General features: G+C 39.1%; 7 protein-coding genes. 2 read left to right on the top strand and 5 right to left on the bottom strand.

The window, feature by feature from the left end; all coding sequences use genetic code 11:
* The first annotated feature begins 62 nt into the window (after nucleotides 1-62).
* Nucleotides 63-12,758, top strand: a complete 12,696-nt coding sequence (locus ACT5E3_RS19860; protein WP_444995301.1) for a fibronectin type III domain-containing protein — start codon at nucleotides 63-65, stop codon at nucleotides 12,756-12,758.
* A gap of 139 nt (nucleotides 12,759-12,897) precedes the next feature.
* Here the strand turns inward: ACT5E3_RS19860 and ACT5E3_RS19855 are convergent, their stop codons facing one another.
* Together ACT5E3_RS19855 and ACT5E3_RS19850 are read right to left on the bottom strand one after the other, a co-directional pair.
* Nucleotides 12,898-13,596: an iron-containing redox enzyme family protein gene (locus tag ACT5E3_RS19855; RefSeq protein WP_444995300.1), complete on the bottom strand. Its 699-nt coding sequence runs from the start codon at nucleotides 13,594-13,596 to the stop codon at nucleotides 12,898-12,900.
* Nucleotides 13,597-13,767: 171 nt separating this feature from the next.
* Entirely contained in the window at nucleotides 13,768-13,959 is a 192-nt protein-coding gene (locus tag ACT5E3_RS19850; protein ID WP_444995299.1) for a hypothetical protein, read from the bottom strand.
* Nucleotides 13,960-14,301: 342 nt separating this feature from the next.
* On the opposite strand from ACT5E3_RS19850, the gene ACT5E3_RS19845 reads away from it, so the two are divergent.
* Nucleotides 14,302-17,559, top strand: a complete 3,258-nt coding sequence (locus ACT5E3_RS19845; RefSeq protein ID WP_444995298.1) for a ligand-binding sensor domain-containing protein — start codon at nucleotides 14,302-14,304, stop codon at nucleotides 17,557-17,559.
* A gap of 58 nt (nucleotides 17,560-17,617) precedes the next feature.
* Here ACT5E3_RS19845 and ACT5E3_RS19840 read toward each other — a convergent pair whose 3' ends face one another.
* From ACT5E3_RS19840 to ACT5E3_RS19830, 3 genes are all read right to left on the bottom strand, one after another.
* Nucleotides 17,618-18,535: a C1 family peptidase gene (locus tag ACT5E3_RS19840; RefSeq protein ID WP_444995297.1), complete on the bottom strand. Its 918-nt coding sequence runs from the start codon at nucleotides 18,533-18,535 to the stop codon at nucleotides 17,618-17,620.
* A gap of 193 nt (nucleotides 18,536-18,728) precedes the next feature.
* Entirely contained in the window at nucleotides 18,729-19,208 is a 480-nt protein-coding gene (locus ACT5E3_RS19835) for a hypothetical protein (protein WP_444995296.1), read from the bottom strand.
* A complete protein-coding gene (locus ACT5E3_RS19830; protein WP_444995295.1) occupies nucleotides 19,187-22,063 on the bottom strand; it encodes a reprolysin-like metallopeptidase in 2,877 nt (958 codons plus the stop codon). Before ACT5E3_RS19830 ends, ACT5E3_RS19835 begins: the two co-directional genes overlap by 22 nt.
* Between the last annotated feature and the right edge of the window lie 126 nt (nucleotides 22,064-22,189).

The raw sequence follows: 22,189 nt of genomic DNA, 5'->3' as shown, positions 1-22,189 counted from the left end.
TTTTCCTGTCATTCATCTATTTCGTTTTATGATATTTAAAGTGATTCTTAATGGGGTTATTGATGAGTAAGGCACTGATTCAAACAGTTCAAACCTGCTTTTTTACTGTCGTTTTGAGCTGTCTTAGTATGGCTACACAGGCAGCCGTTTTATCTGGTGTAATTAAAGATAAAGCTGGTACGCCGATTGAAGGCGCTAACGCCATGATTTTTCAGGTGGTTAATGGCAACTTAACTCATGTGGGTGAAATTATTAAAGTCTCATCTAACGGCCAATATGCTTGGACAGTTGATGATGGTGATTATGTTTTACGGGCTTATTTTAATGCCTCTGAAGTTTCATTGGTGGGAGCACCTAATTCAGTATTAATTCAAACTGAAGATTTTTCTGTTGTCGGAGATACCACTCGTGACAGTATATTTAATTTCTTTTTGTTAACAGGGCAAGTGGTTGATAGCAATGGCTTACCTGTCGCTAATGTCGATTTGCAAACATCAAAAAGTTGGTCTGGGCCCGAACAAGGGGCGCAGGGAAAGCTTTCACAATATAGTATTTCTCATTTGAACCAGAGTAGTGTGACTGATGGTGATGGTCATTATCAGTTGTTAATGTTCTCAACTGATATCTGTATTGCCTCGGGTTTTTATGCAGATAGCGCTGATTGTTTATATGATATTACCTTTAAGCCTTTAGCTTCTAGTGGTTTTTCTGATGTTGTTGAGTCTGATTATATGCTCACGCAAGATCAAACGCTTGATGCACAGTTATCGATTAGTGATCAAACTCCTGCGACAGTAATTATTGCGCCCTATGCTAGAAATATAACCAACACATCGATGGTTATTGAGTGGTTAACTGATGAAGTGACAACGGCTTCTGTTGATATTAACGGTAGCAGCTTTACCGACGGAAGACTATCGACCTTGCATAGTGTTGTAGTAACCGGGCTATCTGCAAATACCAATTATAATGCCTCTGTCAACTCAACTGATGCGCAAGGCAATCAATCAACTGCTGTTAATCTTAACTTTAACACCACCTCTTCTGCGGATGCTAGTGCACCAGAATTTACTCAAATGTTGAGAGTGTCTGAAGTCAGGCATGAGCAATTCACGCTATCATTTTGTGCGAATGAGCCAGTTACTGGTCAATTTATGGTTGATGCCAATGTACACTTACTTAATGAGCTCGCGCTTTGTCATGAGCGAGTGATTAGTGGTTTAAACCCTAATCAAGTTTATTCAGTATCGGCTAGTATGAGTGATAGTCAGTCTAATGGTCCGACTAACAGCTCGATTGAAACAGTGACCACTTTGTCGGCTGCCGATTTTAAAACGCCAATCATTACGACTCAACCAGCGGTCATTGATGTCTCAGATACCACTGCGATTGTTCGCTGGCAAACCGATGAGCCAGCTACATCTGGTGTTAGTTACTCTGATGGTATTGCTTGGAGAGTGTATAATAATGAGCATTTGTCTACCGATCATACTGTACTATTAACAGGCTTAACGCCCAATACTCTTTATAATTTAAGAGTTTCTTCGACTGATGCAACGGGCAATGGTCCTGCGCTTTCACAAGCTGTTAAGTTTGCCACTTTGGCTGTGCCAGATACTCATTCTCCTTTATTGATTGGTCGTCCTTTAGCACAAGATATTACCGATAGCAGTGTACATATCAGTTGGAAAACTGATGAATCTGCTACAGCATTATTACGATTGGGGACTCAGTCAAATAACCTTGATCGAATAGAAACGGTTTCTAGTTTTTCAGATAATCATCAGTTTGCGCTAACTCATTTAGCCCCTTCGACCACCTACTATTTTTCTGCTGAATCAAGTGATTTATCAGGTAACCATACGGTTAGTAATCTCTTTTCTTTCACCACAAAAGCACAGGTGGCGAATAACACGCTTCAAATTGTGACTGGCCCTATTGTTGAAAGAGTGACGGGTAATAGCGTGACATTAAGTTGGAAGACGAACTTAAATGCGGATTCACGGTTAGTTTGTGAGTCGGTGAATGGTCAAAGCGAAGTGAATAAAGTTGAGTTGACTAAGAGTCACCGATTAACCATGACTGGTCTGGAGTTTAATACGGGATATCGATGCGTTATTTATTCAACAGGTATCAATGGTGTTATTGCTAGTAAAGTTGTTGGTGTTGAGAGCAATGATGAAGTGGATTCGACACCGCCACAATGTGTCGCGACCCCGACCGCTCGAGGTTTTGTTTCGTTTGCTGAATTGACTTGGCAATCTGATGAAGCCGCAACGGCGGTTATTCAATATCGCCAAAAAGGTGATTCAAATTGGATGCAAGACATGACCGATTCCTTAAGTCAATCAGGTTTTGTTTTACTAACAGGGTTACAAGCTAATACGGATTATGAGCACCAGGTGACTTTATCGGATGCATTAGGAAATAGTGCTGCTTGTCAAACGGGAGAGTTTAATTCTGGTGCTGATACAGAAGTACCTGTTCCAGCATTTTCTATTCAGCCATTTGTGACTGATATTGGCCATTATAGTGCGACGATTAATTGGGAAACTGAGCGAGTGTCGAGTGGACAAGTATTTTATGGTTTATCTAATACCACTTTAAATAATACGGAATCAGATCCGTTATTTTCTTTAACCCATAATCTTGTTCTTAATGATTTACAGGCCGGAACGACCTACTTTTTTAAGGTGGATGCGTTTAATGTGAATGGGGTTGTGATTAGTAGCAGCATTATCAGTTTTACCACTTTACCAGTACCGCCTGTTGAGTTGGTTGCTCCCAAAATTATTGCAGGTCCTGTTGTTAAAAATATTACTGATGTGTCGGCGGTTGTAGAATGGGAAACCGACAAACCCTCCAATAGTGTCGTAGCAATATCGGGTGGGAACACTTTTCAACTCGATCAGTTAACAACCTCTCATTCGGTTATTTTAACCAACTTAACGCCTGATACTAACTATTTAACAATGGTTTCATCGACCGATGAGAAAGGACTTACGGCTACACCTTTACCTGCTAATTTTAGAACTCTGGCACTACCTGATACGACTTTACCCAGGTTTATTGTTGGTCCACTAATCAGTGCGATTGATTATAACCAGTTTACGGTTTCTTTTTGTGCTGATGAAGCGGTCACTAGTATTATTACTATCGATACAACAGATTATAATTTGACGACGGCAAGTGTTTGTCATCAATTGGTTGTGACGGGGTTAACTCCGAATACGACTTATCAAGTGGTTGCTTCTATTACTGACATTGCGGGTAATGGGCCGGTTTTAAGTTCACCTATTAATGCAACGACTTTGTTCGATTTGGATATTGAGCCACCAGAAATTACAGGACCGATTGTCACCGATATTACTGATTCAAGTGCTATCGTTTCTTGGACAACAAACGAGGCTGCCGATAGCGTTGTTTCTTACACCGATGGAAATAGTATTAACCAGTTGAGTAGTGGTGAATTAGTGTTAAATCATAAAATGTATTTAACCGGGCTAACACCAAATACAACTTATACTTTAACGGTTTCATCAACTGATGGGGCAGGGAATGGTCCTATGACTTCTGCACCAGTTGAATTTACGACTTTAGGTTTACCAGATACAACCGCCCCACAAATTATTGCAGGACCTTTTGTTGAAAATATTACCACCAATAGTGCATTGATCTTATGGACAACTAATGAGTCATCGTCTCACTTGGTATCGCTTGGTACCGATGAAAATAATTTAGGGCAAACTTTCAGTGTTGATGGTTTAGATACTAAACATATAGTGCCTGTTACAGGTTTATCAGCTGATACACTTTATTATTTTCAGGTTGCCTCAGCGGATTTAGCGGGTAACACTGTAACCAGTGATGTGCACTCTTTTAAAACATTAAAATTAGCTGATGTGCCAATTACATTACAAATTATTAATGGACCAGATGTTGAAAATGCGACGACAGAGTCATTGACCGTTAGTTGGGAGACTAACCTTAATTCCGATAGCAGGCTGGTTTGTGAGGCAGAGCAAAGTGCCGGAGCGCAACAAAGTTTATTAGAACAGGTGTTATTGAATAAAAGTTCTGCATTGACCAGTCAATCTCAATTAGCCCCACTTAAGTTGGCGAATATTCACAATGCGATTAAAGATCAGTATATTGTTTTATTTAAATCGCAAGCGAGTCCTGAGCTGGCTCGTCAGTCGTCTGCTAAATCTTCACAAGCTCGTCGTCAGGCGGTTGATAATATGGCGGCTGGTATTGCGGCCAATGTAAAAGGGAGCGTCATTCAGAAATTTTCTAATGCGGTCAATGGTTTTGTCTTAAAAATGAATGCGTCAGAAATGCAAACTCTGCGTTTAGATCCTCGTATTGCCATGATAGAGCAAGATCAAATCGTCAGTATTTCTACCACTCAAAACGGTGCAACCTGGGGGCTCGATAGAATAGATCAAACCGACTTACCTCTATCAGGCGATTATACCTATGAGTTAGAGGGAGCCGGAGTTAATGCTTATGTTATCGATACGGGTGTCCTCACTTCTCATAGTGATTTTGCTGGGCGTGCAGTCAGTGGTTGGGATTTTGTCGATAATGATGCCGATGCATCTGATTGTCACGGACATGGCACTCATGTGGCTGGAACCATTGGTGGTACAACTTGGGGGGTGGCCAAAAATGTTAATCTTACGGCTATTCGAGTACTGGGATGTAATGGCTCTGGAACTAATTCTGGTGTGATTGCTGGTGTTGACTGGGTTACTGCTAATGCGATTAAACCGGCGGTTGCTAATATGAGTTTAGGTGGCGGTAATTCGTCGATACTTGATGCAGCGGTTAATCGTGCCATTGCCTCTGGAGTGACTTTTGTTGTTGCTGCTGGTAATTCAAATATTAATGCCTGTTCTGGTTCTCCTAACCGAGTGCCAGATGCCATTACTGTTGCCTCATCGACTGCCAACGATAGTCGTTCTAGTTTTTCCAACTGGGGATCTTGTATTGATCTATTTGCGCCTGGTTCAAACATCACTTCCACCTGGAGTAACGGGGGGACTCACACAATTAGTGGTACATCGATGGCGGCGCCCCATGTCGCCGGAGCGGTTGCTTTATATTTGCAGGCACATCCTCAGTCAACCCCTGCTGAGGTTGATGCAGGTATTACAGGGTTTGCTACTTCAGGTAAAATTAGTAACTTAAATGGTTCGCCTAATTTATTACTCAATATTGAGTTTGATGCAGGCACAGAGATTAATCCGCCACCACCGCCTCCACCGGTTGAAAAAATCACTTATGAAGTCAGTGATGATGCAATGGTTAAGTTCCACTTACTCACTTTAACAGGGTTAGAAGCGAGCACGATTTATCAATGTCGTGTTTATTCGTCAGATATTGATGGTAATCAAGTGAGTGCTAGCCTAAGAGGAACGACGAGTGATATTCCAGATACCACTCCCCCCGTCTGTGCTGGTGACTCATCGGCTACTGGATTTGTTGATAGTGCTCAAATTACTTGGGGATCAGATGAGTTAACTACCGCTGAGATTAATTATCGGCTTGTTGGAGCGTCTGAGTGGTCTCAAAGCGGTTCTTTAACGCCGACTAAAAATGGTTCTTTGCTGTTAACGGGGCTACTTTCAGAAGCTACTTATGAATATGAAATAACCTTAACCGATCTTGCTGGAAATAGTTCTCAGTGCTTAGGCGGTAGTTTTAATACGATTGCACCAGAAACCATTAAAGATGCCATCTTTACACTGCAACCTGTAGTTAGCAATATTACTGAAAACAGTGCAACAGTTAGCTGGCGAACACAAGAAGCCTCCTCTGGTAATGTGCGCTATGGAAAATCTGCGACAGAGTTACTGTATAGTCAGGCTGACAACTTGTTGTTGGAATCTCATAGTGTTGATCTGACGGGGCTTGAAGCGAATACGCTTTATTATTTGCAAGTTGATGCATTCAATATTGAAAGCAAAATGACACAAAGTGAGATTGTCAGCTTTATGACTACTCACCCTGATAATGATTTTGATCGAGATGGCATTATCAATGATATTGATAACTGCCCATTGATACCGAACCCTGATCAATTAGATAGTGATAATGACAATGTTGGCGATGCTTGTGATAATTTCAATGACGATATCACTGACAATGACTTTGATAAAGATGGAGTATTAAATGATGTCGATAATTGCCCTGTTACGCCTAATGCCGATCAATTAGATACAGATGGTGATGGTATTGGAGATGCCTGTGATGCACCCGTTGGATCCGACAATGATTATGATGATGATAATGTTTTAGATGATGTTGATAATTGTCCGGCGATTCCCAATACTGATCAACTTGACTCCGATGGTGATGGTATTGGTGATGCGTGTGATATTCCAGAAATTATTACACCACCGCCGCCAGAACAAACGGGCATTAATTTAAGAGGCGTTATTTCTGGCGAAGGTAGTCCGATAGAAGGGGCTATTGTTGCAATCTATGATAATCAGCAAGTCTTTTTAAGGGCTGTGACTACGCCTGCTGATGGAACTTACTTGTTTAAGTATGTGACTGCGGGTGATTATTATATTGGCGTTACCCCTCCGACTAATACTCAATTTAGCAGTACACCATTACAACCTATTCGAGTGGATAACAAAGATGTTATGCATTTAATTACGCTCATTGGTGATGGGTTAAAGCTTTCTGGTTATTTGAAAGATAGCCAAAATCGCGTGATTGATAACGTACAAGTGAGTTTGCATACACAAACGACAGGCAACCAAGTGGGCAATCGAATTTCCACTGATGCCAATGGTTATTTTGAGTTTTTGGTGGCTCCCGGAACCTACAAGCTAAGGCCTTTGATTGATATTGGTAATGCTGTGTCGATGCCAACTTACCCGGTGCCTGACTTTGCTGTGATATTTCATGCGACTCAAAATATTGCAGTCACTGCGGACACACAGCTTGATGTCATGTTGCCGCTAGCCATACTTTCAGGTCAAACTCGTGATCACTTGGGGAATCCTGTGGCAGGCGCTGGTTTATCTATCAGACATTTATTTGAGTCAAATCAGCAAAGTTTTTATTTAGAAAATTATGCGACTGATACGCAGAGCAATGCGGTTTCTGACGCATCAGGTAATTTTGAAGTGGCAATATTTACCGAACAACCAATGGATATTTTATTAACGCCACCAGCGAATCGCTCTGATTTAGCGGTCACCACTGTTAGCGGTTACAGTTTAACGTCTGATACGAACGAAACTTTTAACCTGATTGAAGGGGTTAGTTTGAGTGGTCGATTACTTGATACACAGGGTAGAGCGATTGATCATACTAAGGTTAGTTTACATGCGCAAAATGGTGGCACTCAAGTGGGTCAGGTTTTTACCGATATCAACGGCGCATTTCAATTTCAAGTTGAAGCTGGTACTTATAAACTTAAACCTGAATTAAATCCGCTTGGTTCAAGTGCACAAAGTAATGGACAAAAACCAACTTATCCTTTACCTGATTATGCAACCGTTGTTTATGCTCAAGAAAATATTATAGTGGCGGGCAATACAGTACAAGATGTGGTTTTGCCACTGGCTATTCTGAATGGTACAACAGAAGATGCTAATGGGGTTCCTGTCGCTAATGCCAAAGTTGTTATTAGTCATATTGAGCATCAAGTTAATGGTAATTCAGAGACTCATTACTACCTTGAAAATCAGGGACGTTCTGCTGATACGCATGCAAGAACTGATGCTAGCGGGCAATTTTCGGTTGCACTATTCACCGATCAGAAAATGGATATCAGTTTTGTTCCTCCTGCTTCAAGTCGAACCTTGGCGACTACTAAAGCAAGTGACTACCAAATATCAACAGACACGACTGATACATTTGTTTTAGCACAATCATTAACACTGTCGGGTTATCTTAAAGATGCTCAGGGGAATGTGATTGATAACACATTAATCACGGTTCATCAGCAAACCAATCACCGATTAGCCGATGTACCAACGGTAACTGACTCGGCTGGTTATTTCGAGTTTAAAGTTGCACCGGGACGTTATCGGTTGAGACCTTATTTACAGCCTGTCAACTCAGTTAATGGCGCGCCAGTAACGGCTGCCTATCCTGTGCCAGATTATGCGGCAGTTTATTATTTGCCTCAAAACATTGATGTGAGCAGCAACACACAAGTGAACGTTACAATGCCTATGTCTGTACTTTCAGGCAAAACGCTAGACATTAATGGTGTTCCTGTTCCGGGGGTTAAGTTACGTGCTGATCATGCGGTGGCGGACAATTCCATTAGTTATTATTTGGAAAATAGTGGTGATATTACTGGTAGCAATGCGTTATCAGATGCCAATGGCTTATTTGGTTTTGCGTTATTTACTCATCAAGAGACTGATATTTCTGTTAATCCACCATTAAATTCGGGATTTGCGATTACTCGTGTTAGTCATAATTTAGATCAAGAAGCCAGTGAAGATATTTTCCTTCCTCATTATGAAGGTGCGATATCTAAAATAATCGCCGGCCCTTATATTAAGTGGATAACCGATACATCGGCAGTGGTTGAATGGTTAACGGACAAGCCTGGCACGAGTGTTTGTGAATTATCGAATGGATTAACTTATCAAGATGATCAACTAACGACCCAGCATAGTATTGTGTTGACAGGATTAACGCCTGAGACTTTCTATACGGCTGAGGTTCATTCGGTTGATAAAGAAATGCGGCCTTCTGAAACGCGTAGTGGTAACTTTACAACTTTAGCCGCACCTGATAATAAAGCTCCGGAATTTATTAGTGGCCCTAATTTTAAAGAGATTACACAAGACCAATTTACTGTTGAATTTTGTGCAGATGAGGCTGTTACTGGCAATATAACCGTTGACGATACGACATTTAATTTGGATACACTAGCAGTGTGTCATCAAGTTGTAATTACCGATCGTTCCCCAAATACACCTTATGAGGTTACAGTGAGTATTGTTGACTCAGAAGGTAATGGACCGACTTTGAGTATTCCGCAGGTAGTGACTACGTTGCCAGTACAAGATACAACGCCGCCAGAAATATTACTATTACCATTTGTCATAGATATTTCAGATACCGAAGCGACAGTGATATGGCTTACTGACGAGCCTGCTAATAGCGGAGTGTCTTACAATGATGGAACTTCTTATCATGTGGTAACTGATAATGGGTTGGTCGTTGAGCATTCAATGCAGCTAACAGACCTAACGCCAGAAACAACTTATACACTAACGGTTTCTTCTACTGATGCTGAAGGTAATGGCCCAACCTTAAGTTTACCAATTAATTTTACGACTTTGGCTGCGCCTGATACAAAGCCACCTGTGATTGTTGGCAATCCGTTAATTCAAAATATTACTCACCAGAGTGTTGTAATTCGTTGGTCGACTGATGAACCTGCGACAACTGTTGTTGCCATTGGCACATCGCCACAGTCAATGGATAGAATCGAGAGCAAGAATGAGGCACTTAAGACGCAACATAATTTAGCGATTACCGGACTTGAGCCTGAGACTGTTTATTATTTCCAAGTCCGTTCACAAGATGCATCGGGTAACCAAACCGTTAGTGAAGTGATGTCATTTATTTCCAAGAAGCGTGGTCATCAAGGGGTTCCACACTTTATGCAAGATGTGGTGGTTGATGAAGTAACTAACAGCTCTATCACCGTTAGTTGGATCACTGATGTGAATGCCGATGGTCGTTTAATTTGTGTTGGGGCTGGGGCCACCTTAGAAGTTAGCCACAGCAAGCGAAGCAAGAAGCACCGACTGACTCTGACAAGTTTAGTTGCAAACAGCAATTACACATGTACTGTTTATTCAACGGATCATCATGGCTTTATGGCAAGTCAAGAAGTTGAATCTACCATTCAAACTAAAGTTCAACAGTCTGCAATGTTGATTGGAACAGACAATCTGGCTAGTAATTTTGGGGCATTGCTCTCAGGAAAATCAGTCATTCAACCAAGTCAGTTAGTGCCAACTATTGTTGGTAGTCCTGTTATTAATGGATTTGGGCAAATGGCGACAGTCAGTTTAGTGACTAATGAATTAACTGCTGTGGAATTAAGTTATAGAATAGCCGGGGAAACTCGGTGGCAGCAGGTTGGTGATTTAAAACCACAGTTCGAGCACTTTATTCTGCTTACCAACTTGCTAGCAAACACTAATTATGAACTGCGTTATCGACTGGTTAATGTCATCGGAGAAAGTACACAGAGTTCCCTTGTTCAATTCAATTCGGGGGTGTTGAATGATTTGGCTGCGCCAGAGTTTAGTGTACAGCCATTGGTAAGTAATATTACTAAGAATACTGCATTGCTCAATTGGCGTACCACTGACTATACATTTGCTCAGGTAAGTTATGCGACCAATATTGATGCGCTCTTAGAAAAAGAATCAAATGCGTATGCGACGAAAGCACATGAGGTCAACCTGGTTCGTTTAGAGCCGGCAACTATTTATTATGCACAAGTCACTCTTTTTAATGCTGTCGGTAGTGCGGTTATCAGTGAAATGGTTATTTTTACAACCTCTGCTGAAGATAATGTGATTGATAGTGATGGAGATGGTTTGCCTGATTATTGGGAGATAGAGCATGCATTAAACCCTCAAGATCCAACCGATGCAATTGAAGATTTGGATAACGATGGATTAACGAATCGTGAGGAATTTAATCATCTGACTGATCCCAATAATAATGACAGTGATAATGATGGTATGCCCGATGGCTGGGAAGTCGATCATGCTCTTGATCCCAATGATGCCAGTGATGCCAGCGAAGATAGAGATGATGACGGTATTTTAAATCTTGATGAATATTTGAATGCAAATGATAAAGAACCGCCTGTGATTAATTTGGATACTGAAATAACAATGGATGCGACGGGAGTTCTAACGGCTATACCAACGGCAAATGTGAGTGCAACCGATAATATTGATGGTTCGGTTGAAGTGAGTTTACTGGGTAGTCAATATTTAAAATCCGGCTTCCATTTGGTGGATTGGCAAGCGGAAGATCAGGCTGGTAATAAAACGGTGGCTACTCAATTGATCAGAGTGAGGCCACAGGTATTATTGAGTCGTTCTCAACTGACAACTGAAGGTAATACAATTATTGTTGATATGCATTTGTCAGGCGAAGCCGCAGATTATCCGGTGCAAATCCCCTTTACTTTAAGTGGGACTGCTAATGCCGATGACCATGATTTGGTGGCAGCCAGTTTGCTAATTGAAGAAGGATTATCCGGGCAGGTTAGTATTCACATATTAGATGATGGACAAACTGAAAGTGATGAGCAGTTAACGATTAATTTAGGTACTCCAGTTAATGCCGTTTTAGGTGCTAATAGCCAACACAATATTAATATCAGCTCGGCTAACATTGTGCCTAAAGTGAACTTACATGCTGTGCAAAATGGTAAGCCTGTTACCAGTGTGACTTGGACTGATGGGCCTGTGACTATTTATGTAGATATTGCTGATCCTAACCTGAATGATCAACATACTGTTAATTGGAGTGGGACTGATAATTCAGTCATTAGTATTGATCCAAATACCTATGCGCTGACTTTTGATCCGGCTAGCGTTCCACTTGGTGTTTATAAGAAAAGTGTCGTGGTTAGTGATGATGGCTCTCCTAATTTATCGACAACGGAAAAAATTAGCTTGCATGTTTTAGCAAATGCGCCGAATTTATCAACAACCGCAGATACCGATGGAGATGGCGTGATTGATTCTGTTGAAGGGTTTCAAGATAGCGATTTAGATGGTATTCCTGATTATTTGGATGCGATCAATTCAAGCCATTTATTGCAAGAATTAGTTGCAACTAATAACAGTAATAGTGACGTTTCTTATCTTATGGAGGCTGAAGCAGGTATTCGATTAATTTTAGGCGCGGTTGCCTTAGGTGCTGATGAAGCAGGAGCGTTGGTCAATGAGGAGACGTTAGAAAATAGCGAGTTATTTGGTCAACATGGGGTAGACACTTACTACCACCATATCGGCGGTTTATTTGATTTTGAAATGAAAAACTTACCTATTGTCGGTGGTTCTGTTCAGTTAGTTATTCCACTGCAACAAGCGATACCTGACAATGCGGTTTATAGAAAATTAGATCCTGTCAATGGGTGGCAAGATTTTGTTGTGGACAGCAAAAATAAATTATATTCCGCCGCTGGCGCACAAGGCGTATGCCCATCACCTGGTGCGCTGGACTATCAATTAGGGCTGGCTGCGGGACACTGGTGTGTGATGATGCTTATTGAAGATGGTGGTGCGAATGACAGTGATGGTACAGCAAATGGCACTGTGGTTGATCCCGGTAGTGTAAGTGAAACGATCACTCCAGCTACTATAGAAATACCAGCAATTAATAGCATTGAAGAAGGTGGCAGTTTCAATTTAACGGCAATAGTGACCGAAAATGGTAATCAGATCATTAGTTATTTGTGGCAACAAACAGGAGGAACGACTGTTCCAATTACTAATGCAACGCAATTAAATGCATCTGTTACCAATGCAGTTGTCGGTACTTTGACTTTTAGTCTGACTATAACAGATGCTTTAAATCGTACAACAACTGAGTCTGTTAGTGTTACTGTTACTCCCAAAGTGGTTGCAACACCAGAAACAAGCAGTAGCGGTGGTGGTGGTGCAACAGGTGCGCTTTGGCTGTTATTGATTTATATGGTTTTATTGATTCGTCGTAAACCAATGAGTTAGCTCGTATGCGTTTTGTATCTCATGCATATTTAGCCAATATGCATGAGATGAAATATAAATGAGCTGTTAGTTAATTTTTATTTCAGATTGTTAATGAGTTTTGATACTAGAAAGTCATTGGGGCATCAATACCAATCTTTTAAACTGCTTTTTTATCCGGAAAAGTATTACAGATGTCTTCCATAATTAAAGCCATGTACCGCAATGTATGAAAAGCACTCATCTCTATTGCTGTTTTATGATACTGCTTTAATGGTAGTGTATTGAGTAAATTAATAATGTCTTTTCGATGGGCAATATCGACTTTGGCATGCATCATTAAAGTTTCAAATCCTGCTGCTGGTAATCCAGAGTCTTTAATTAATTTTTCAACATATTCAACTGTCGGAGGATACACTTCCATCGTACCAATATAACCCATAAAGGCGATCGGGTGATGATGGCGTACCCAATAATACTGTGAACCAATTAGAGTGGCTATATTAGGTGGTTGCATACGGGAGATTACTTCTGAGCGAGTCATACCTAGAGCCATTAAGTCTCTCATCACCCATTCATCATGGTTACGTTCTTCTTCGATGTGTTGACGTAAGTAATTACTTAGAGGTTCACAGACAGGATCATCTTGAATGAGTTGTGCACAGCGCAAAGTTTCTTCCATTAACGGCACTGTTGAACTGGCAACGCAATAACTGGTGTAGATGTACTCGGGACAAATTGCTGTTAATTGCGGGTGATTACGAAAAGTAATGTTACTTTGAAATGTGCGAGTACTCATGAAACTGAGATTAGTAGTGAGTTGATCAAAGTAGGGCGTTTCTGAAGTTTGTTGATTCATAAAAAGCGATTTCCATTTCAGTTTTAGCAGAAAATAATTGGGACTGCTATTCTGCTTATTATTATTGTTTTCTAATAAAAGATAACTTTATGTAGTTAAATTAAATAAGCCAATAAAACGAGTTTTATTGGCTTATAGTATAAGTAAATGTTTTATTATCTGTTATTTATTTTAAAGTGGAACCCCAACAATTGTGCTTTTATCTGGTGCACCACCACCGCTTAATTTCTTGTGAATTGAAATTAATTGTTCAGTTTCTTCTGTCGAAAGCCCATCAATTGCTTTCACCTGCTCTGTACTTAGTTCACCTTTATTAATTATTTGTTCCTTGTGAAGTCGATCTGAATTTGTATTGTATTCCATGTTTAAATCTCCTATTTCTAGTTATTTTAATAAATAATTTGATGGGTGTTATTGAACCATAAACGCCCAAGGTTAAAGCTTGACATAATTTATATGAAGAGGCTGCATCATAGAAAACAAATAGATTATCTGTCAAGTGTAGAAAGCTTTTACCTGTGGATAAGTATAGCTTGGTTTTGTTAGTTATATGAGCAAGTAATGGATACTTTTTAGACTTTTACAGAGTAAATTTTTAACCGATAGAAGAAAAGTTAGGTATTTTTTTCAAAATTAATGAGCCTTATTTGTAAGATTCAGGTATGCTTTGGCTATCCTCTTGATTTATTTAGCTAAATATTAAATATGCGTTTAGTCAATTTATTATTTTTGTTATTTTTTCCGTTGAGCATATTAGCTAGCGCACCCTCTATTCAGTTTGAACACTTATCAGTAGAACAAGGTCTTTCTCAAAGCTCTGCACCAGCTATTTTTCAGGACTCTAATGGTTTTATGTGGTTTGGAACCGCAGATGGTTTAAATCGATATGATGGTTATGAATTCAAGGTTTTTCGGCATAACCCAGATGATCCTTCTTCAATTTCCGGTAACAATATTACAGCGTTATTTGAAGATCATAATAAACTACTTTGGATTGGCACCAGCGATGGTGGTTTAAATCAATATGATGTGCAATCTGGAAACTTCAAACGGTTTACACACCATAATTCAAATATAGATAGCTTAAACGACAAGCATATTTCATATATTTATGAAGATTCTGCAAACAACCTTTGGGTGGCTACCGTTGTTGGTTTATACCTATTTGATCGTAAGACAGAACAGTTTGAGTTATTTGCTATTAATGATAAGTCTCATTCAGGGCAGAGTAAAGCTGTTCATGTTAGTACTATTTGGGAAGAAAAAAAGGATATTTTATGGGTTGGTACAAGAGGAGATGGCTTAAAAAAAATAAATCTAAAGACTGGTGATATTGTTTCATTTCGTCATAAAGACTCTGTAAAAGGCAGCTTAAGCAATGATAACGTTAGTGCTATTATTGAAGATAAAAATGGTGCTCTTTGGATTGGAACTGAAGATGGATTAAATAAGCTTGATAAGGAAACAGGAATATTTACTACGATAAAACAATGCCCTTCTAGCTCTCTTTGTGTGAGTCACCATAATATTAAAGCTGTTTTTGAAAGTTCAAGAGGTGAACTTTGGGTAGGCACTAAAGAAGGATTAAACCGATTTGACCCTAAGATGAATCGTTTTCTAAGTTATAGGCATGACGCAACAAATTCATATAGCTTACAAAATGATGATATTTTATCGATTTATGAAGACCGTAATTTAGGGATATGGGTTGGCACATGGAGTGGTGGTTTGAGTAAATATGATTTTCATACAGCTCAATTTAACCATTTTAAAAAAGAACCTTCTAAGCCAGAAAGCTTAAATCATAATTTGGTGACGTCGTTTAATCAAAATAAAAATGGCAATTTAATGATTGGTACTGTCGGCGGTGGTATTAATATTTATGATGCTGTTACTGAGCAGTTTACTGCTATTTTACATGAACCATCAAATCCCAATAGTTTAAGTGACAATAAAGTTTTTTATCTCTATGAAGATTCAAAAGAAATGGTGTGGGTTGGAACCTATGGTGGAGGGCTAAACCTGTATGACCCTACAACCCAAAAATTTGTGCACTTTAAAAATAACCCCGATGATATAAACTCAATTAGCCATAACAATATTTTATCAATTACTGAAGATAAAAATGGTGATATGTGGATTGGAACTTGGGGAGGTGGATTAAATCGCTACAACAGAAAAGAGCAAAAGTTTGAGCATTTTAAGTTAGATCGTTCGAGTACAACGAGTTTAAGTCACAATGATATCTGGTCTATTTTTGAAGACAGTGAAGGCGTACTTTGGGTTGGAACTGGAGCCGGGTTAAGTCGATATGAATCTGACACGAATCAGTTTACACAGTATAAGCATATTATCAATAACAGTGACAGTTTGAGTCATGATCATGTCATGTCTATTTTTGAAGATAGCAAAAATAGATTTTGGGTAGCGACTTATGGTGGTGGTTTGAACTTAATGGATAGAAAAACAGGTAAATTTATTCACTATAGAGAGAAGGATGGATTAGCAAACGATGGTCTTTATGGAATATTAGAAGACGAAAACGGAAGCCTTTGGCTTAGTTCAAACAAAGGCCTTTCTCGTTTTAACCCGGAAACTAAAAGTTTTAAAATCTATAATGAAAAAGACGGATTACAAAGCAATGAGTTTAATGCCAATGCTTATTATCAAGGTGTTAATGGCGAAATGTTTTTTGGTGGTGTCAATGGTTTTAATCGTTTCTTTCCTAAAGACATAAAAGATAATAAGCGCGTACCCAGTGTTGTTTTTACCGACTTTCTTTTGTTTAATCAATCTGTACCGATTCGAAAAAATAATGAAAAAGCTAGCACGAAAAAATTTTCATTAGCTAAAGCTGTTAATGAATTAGATGAGTTGACTTTAAGCCATAGAGAAAGCTTGGTGACGTTTGAGTTTGCTGCGCTTCAATATGCTGATCCCATGAATAATAAATATGCTTATAAGCTTGAAGGAGAAAATGAAAATTGGATTTATACTGATGCAAATAATCGACGTGCTACTTATACCAATATTGAAGCCGGTTCATATGTCTTACGAGTAAAAGCCAGTAATGGAGATGGTTATTGGAATGAAGAAGGTAAATCGTTAAAAATTAATGTATTGCCCGCGCCTTGGAAAACTTGGTGGGCTTATACGCTGTATGGCGTTTTTATTTTTTCGATACTGGCGACTTATGTTATTAATACACAGAAACAACATAGAAAACAGCGTGATATTAATATTCGTTTAAGAGAGCTTGATCGTTTGAAAAACGAGTTTTTAGCAAATACATCACATGAATTACGAACACCATTAAACGGAATAATTGGACTCTGTGATTTACTACAGATGGCGCCCGATGATATCACATCTGAGGAATCTAAAGAGTCATTAGAAGTTATTCACCGGTGTGGTAAACAGCTAAAATTCCTGGTTGATGATTTGCTTGATTTTTCACAGTTGCAAAGCAAACAATATAAGCTTAATCCAGAAGTGTTTGATATTTATGATTTGGCTGTGCAAGAAAAAAGATTGTTGCAACCTATGGCTAGTGAAAATAATATATTAATTACTATTGAGTCAAAAGAGCAATTAATAGAGGTGTTTGCTGATCAAAATAGAATTCGTCAAGTGTTGCATAATTTACTCAATAATGCTCTCAAATTTTCACAAGCAAAAGAAGTTAAAATTAGTTTTACACTAGAAAACGAGCAAGTGACTGTTGCGGTAATTGATAATGGCATTGGAATAGAAAAAGATCTTCAAAAAGATATTTTTCAATCATTTACCCAAATTGATGGTAGTAATACAAGAGATCATGGTGGTATAGGGTTAGGTTTATCAATATGTAAAGATATTGTCGAGCTTCATGGTGGAAAAATAAAGCTGGTTTCAAAACCTGGAAAAGGTTCTAATTTTTCATTCAAACTACAACCAGCCAATAGTCAGAAACAAGTTAAATAACAGGATTTAAAATTTTGAGTTAATTGGAATAACGCTTATTTAGCTAATAGTGTATAATTTAATCACAAGCTAATAAACACCAAAAACTAAAAGTGTTATTGGTTTCTTTTCCATTTTGTAAAAACGTGCCGGTGATAAAGTCGTAAGGCATATAGCAATAACCATTGTCACCAAAGTTTTTTCCATAAGAATTTCTAACAATAAAGGTTTGTTGGTTATCATCGTAACCAACGGCTAATAATGCGTGGCCGCCTAGTCTTGTTTCTGTTGCTGTTGGTAATGCCATTTTTCCTGAAGAAGGGGTAATAAAAAAACTTTCTGGTTCATTAATACCAAAAATAAAAGGGCTCCCTTTTGATAAACAATATCGCAATTCATTGATGCCTTCGCTGATAGAAAGTTGAAAGTAGTTTGGTACCTTAAATGAGTTAGCTTGTGCTATGGCTTCTGGTGAAGGTTTTTCGGCTAGTATTTTCTGAATTGTTGCTTGATTATTTTTTTGTGCATTGGCTACGGCTTGCATCAACGCAGCTTCATCGCCTTTTTGTATTAGTGTATTGATCTCTGATGGTATGGGGGGACTTGAATAGGGCCAGTAGCTTTCACTACAAACACCATTATTAGCCAAAGATTTTAAACCATCACGAATATAAACACCTGCATTTGAGTTTAATTTATCTTCTATATAACGCTCATAATAATAAATATACATTGCTGATGCGTTGACACTTTGATTTCCATTATTATCAAAATGTTTACCTTCTTGTTCCAAGTGAACCTCCATCGCAACAGATAAAGCACAGGCCGAGCATGAATTCAGAAGCCCTTGATCGATAATAGGAGAAAGCATTTTATTTCGTAAGTCGACTATGTTTGGGAGTTTGTCTAACGAATCTAATTGGTGTTTGTCGGAAAAAAGGAAGTCTCGTTCATCTTTGAGATCGGCTTGTATTGTTCTTTGGTAAAATTTATCCATTATTTCACTACCTATATTTGAACTTTTTAAAGTATGGCTACGAGTTTTTATTCTGTACTGAACTATCACCTAATTAATTAGGTGATGAATTAATTTTGACAAGAATCATGAGTAATAGTAAAAAGTTAGCAAATTGATATTAAGTATTCAACTGGCTAACTGTTATTGGTATAAAGGCTTTGAAGGTTCAAAGTTATTTTGTTGTAATAGTTTCTTCACAATGTGGTGCTACCAGCCTATTATATTCTGATGCTAATTGAATGGCTTTATCATAAAGTTTTTTGTGTGCATCGCCAAACAGGACATCACCAATACCTTCTAAATATTTTTCACCACAGCTGCTTTTGAGTGATGCTTGCTGATTTAATTCAATACCAGGAACATTAGGTCCTCTCTTAGCAATAACGAGCAAACGAAAGTCCTTTTGTTTTATTGAGTTGGCTACTTCGCTTTTTAAATCAAATTGTTCAACCCAACGTAATTGTGAAATTGCATTTTGAGTTTCTTGATCGTAGGTTTTGTTGAGTTCTACTACTTCTGTAGAACTGGTTGGTTGTTCAGCATTAACATCAGATGTCGGTTTGCTCTCTTGTTTACAGGCTACTGTTAATGACAGTAGCCCGACTAAAATTAAAGATTTATTGAACGTTGTTACTTCTTTTTTGGTTGGCATTTTCTTAATCCGATTAAGGTTAGAATAAGTATCAAGTTATAAAATAGAGAGCCACCGCCGCTTTTTGCTGTTTGAGTGACATTAATTGTTACGCTGGCTGTAGCTTGGAGACCATCGGAGTCTTGGATTGTATAAGTGAACGATTCTTGTCCTGAAAATCCTGCTTTGGGTGCATAGTTTAGAGAGCCACCGCCTGTTGCTATTGATAAAGCACCTGAGCCCGTATAATTAACACTATTAATCGTCAGCTGATCGCCGATATCGACATCAGTGTCGTTGTTTAAAACGGATAAACTATTGTTGCTGGAATCTTGGGCAACGCTTAATGTGTCATTATTTGCTTCGGGCGCATCATTAATGGAGGTTATATTAATGCTAATACTCAACTGGTTACTATTGAGTTCGCCATCGCTCACTGTCAGGTTAATGTTTAAAGTGCCTTCAAAGTTAGCGCTAGGGGTAATTTCTGTTCCATTAAAGCTGTAGTTTTCACCATCAGCTATTTGTAAAGTAAAGCTGTTGCTATCAACATCGGTGACAGAAACGACACTAATGGGGAGTTCAAAACTGGTGTCTTCGTCGAAGTCGAGAGAGTTGTTAGCATCGCTAATGATTGGTGCGTCGTTAACAGGGTTAACAGTGACAATAATTGCAGCCTCTGGACTATCAAACTCACCGTCGTTCACTGTCACTCGAACGGATAAATCACCATTGAAGTCTTCATCGGGAGTTATCGTTGCGCCAGATACGGTATAGTTATCTCCATCGATAACGTTTAATGTAAAGTCTTGCGGGTAATTGTTGTCAATATCGTTAACTATTAAGTCAGCTAAAGTAATCGTTAAATTTTGCTCTTCATCTGTACTAAGCGTTTGTTGTCCTGTGATTGATGGAACCCCTGATTGTGTAATTGAAAAATTAGTTGGTGAAATATTAAAAAATCGTTCATCACTACATTCAACTTTCACTCTGGCCTGAACTGTATCAACGTTTGGCATGGTTACATCGGCCTGTCCATCATTGGCTGTATTACTGAGCATTGTCTCAAAATTAACACCACCATCAACCGATACGGCAACATTAACGAGAGAACAATTAACCGTTCCTGTGTCGGTGTTGGCGACATTCCATGTAACGTTAGTTGTCATACTTCCTGTTGCATTAATATTTGTTGAAGGTTCGGTGACAACAAAAGGACCAGCACTGTTATCAACCGTTACTTTAGCCATATCTTGAGCGACACCACCACGACCATCCCTAACCGTTAGTTGAAAGTTCATCTCACGGTTGGTTGTTGGTAGTACCTCAAATACAGAAGATTTACCAGCAACAATTGTGCTTAGTTTAGGAAAAATTCTAGTGGGGCTGGTCGTCGGTTCGTAAGAGCGAAAGAGTGGGCGTTGGCCATCATCAATCATCCCGCCAGGGCTTGATGTTGTTGGGCCTAGATCCCTCTGCTCCCAAATATAAGTCAGATTCGCGGTATCTCCAGCGTCGGCATCGTTAGCACTGCCTGTGAGTTGGAAAGGGGTTTGTGCTGGAATGGTGACATCATTCCCCGCATTGGCTGTAGGAACTTGGTTATTTAAGGGAGATAGGCTACCACAACTAGCACCACTGCCATTGGTGATAAAGTTGCGAAACTGTTCAATAGAATAACCATGAAAATAATCATTAGAAAAGTTTTGAACATTTTGGCTGCCACAAATTCCAGCATAGGCCATAATTGTCGAACCGCTACCAGGTTCAAAAGCTGCGCTGCCACTCCTGTTTCCACTGCAACTTGATGCTGAGCCGTTAAAAGTATGATATCCGCCAAACTGATGACCAACTTCATGAGCCACATAGTCGATATTGAATGAGTCACCAGTTGGGTTGCCACTACCAGTAACTCCCTGGGCTTTACGAGTTCCGCAAACCACACCAAGACCTGCTAAACCACCGCCGCCAGTATTAAAAATATGACCAATATCATAATTAGCAGAGCCAATGTTATTATCAATAACCGTTTGGTTAGTCGATATATCACCCGAAGCATCATTAGCAAAAGGATCGCTGCTAGCATCGGTATAGATAATTTGATCATTGTTAGCAACTAAAATCAAGTTGACGGCAACATCTTTGTTATACACCAGGTTGATTCGGTTGATCGCTGTGGTAATTGCCGCCAGTCCAAGTTCCTTGGTGCCACCATGAAAAGCTGTGTATTCACCGGCAGCACTAACGGCAATTCGGTAGGTTCTTAGCTCTGTACCAAAGTCGACTTTTTGATTAGCGTGTGTTTTTTTTGATAATTGTTGTGTTTCAAGGGCTTCTACGTTTTCTTTAAATCCACCTTGTAAATCAATGGCCTTGTTTGAATCATAAACTCGATAGCTTTCTCTATCGCCTAAATGGATTGGGTCAATAAATATTCGTTGTTCTTGATAGTTAAACATTGCATGAAAACCATGCGGTGTGATATCAAATCGCCCTTGATGGTTAGGGTTGTCAATTTGCGTACCGACATATGTTTTAATTGACGGATATTTCTTCGCTAATGCGTTTTCCATAATTGATGAAGGAGTTAAAGAAAAGCGAACGGTTTTTCCATTGGGTAGTGGTATAGTCACAATTTTGTCAGCATCTTGGGGTTGACTTAGGCTATTTGAGTTAACTATTAGTAGTTGTTGTTCTAAACCAGAAATATCTAATCGGTAGTGTTTTTCGCCTACATATTGCTTGGACGAGTTTTCAGGTTTGTAAATTGCTTTTGGTTGAGAGGGCACTTGCCAAAAAGACAGAGCTTGTGAGCTTGCGCTTAGCGATAAGCTGCTTACACATATGCTAAAAAAAATTTTACAAGATTGCTTCATCGTGATTGCCTCAATAAATTTACAGCCTCCTAACGAAATAAAACTCATGAAGCGCATGTAAGTTAATTTAATATACAAAGTTAGTATCGCATAGATAGAACTTAATTGAATGGAATATATTCACAT

The sequence above is a fragment of the Aliikangiella litoralis genome, assembly GCF_052495765.1.
Note: the sequence above shows the minus strand (reverse complement) of the source record. Positions and strands in the feature narration are given on the sequence as shown.

Bases quoted from the DNA above. Each gene is read 5' to 3' on its own strand.
- ACT5E3_RS19860 (WP_444995301.1), top strand. From the start codon at position 63: ATGAGTAAGGCACTGATTCAAACAGTTCAAACCTGCTTTTTTACTGTC.
- ACT5E3_RS19855 (WP_444995300.1), bottom strand. From the start codon at position 13,596: ATGAATCAACAAACTTCAGAAACGCCCTACTTTGATCAACTCACTACT.
- ACT5E3_RS19850 (WP_444995299.1), bottom strand. From the start codon at position 13,959: ATGGAATACAATACAAATTCAGATCGACTTCACAAGGAACAAATAATT.
- ACT5E3_RS19845 (WP_444995298.1), top strand. From the start codon at position 14,302: ATGCGTTTAGTCAATTTATTATTTTTGTTATTTTTTCCGTTGAGCATA.
- ACT5E3_RS19840 (WP_444995297.1), bottom strand. From the start codon at position 18,535: ATGGATAAATTTTACCAAAGAACAATACAAGCCGATCTCAAAGATGAA.
- ACT5E3_RS19835 (WP_444995296.1), bottom strand. From the start codon at position 19,208: ATGCCAACCAAAAAAGAAGTAACAACGTTCAATAAATCTTTAATTTTA.
- ACT5E3_RS19830 (WP_444995295.1), bottom strand. From the start codon at position 22,063: ATGAAGCAATCTTGTAAAATTTTTTTTAGCATATGTGTAAGCAGCTTA.